Here is a 296-nt window from a genome sequence, read left to right as displayed (position 1 = left end):
CAGTGCTATTTAGTGTTTATCGTGTCTATATTGAGCGTTACCATTTCCACGTACCGCCTATCATGTTAATTACTACTCACTATTTTTTGTCGGTTATAAGGCAGGGTTACCGTGTTATTTCTCATGGTAAAGTAACAGTGCTATTTAGTGTTTATCGTGTCTATATTGAGCGTTACCATTTCCACGTACCGCCTATTCATGTTAATTACTACTCACTATTTTTTGTCGGTTATAAGGCAGGGTTACCGTGTTATTTCTCATGGCAAAGTAACAGTGCTATTTAGTGTTTATCGTGT

The 296-nt window shown here is 37.2% G+C and carries 1 protein-coding gene; it reads left to right on the top strand.

Going from position 1 to position 296, the window contains the following annotated elements; translation table 11 throughout:
* The coding region (locus tag MTCD1_RS21350; RefSeq protein WP_159459924.1) for a hypothetical protein at positions 1-284 on the top strand (284 nt) is incomplete at its 5' end.
* Positions 285-296: the final 12 nt, after the last annotated feature.

The organism is Colwellia marinimaniae (assembly GCF_002207865.1).
In the GTDB taxonomy this organism is placed as follows: Bacteria; Pseudomonadota; Gammaproteobacteria; order Enterobacterales; family Alteromonadaceae; genus Colwellia; species Colwellia marinimaniae.
Note: the sequence above shows the minus strand (reverse complement) of the source record. Positions and strands in the feature narration are given on the sequence as shown.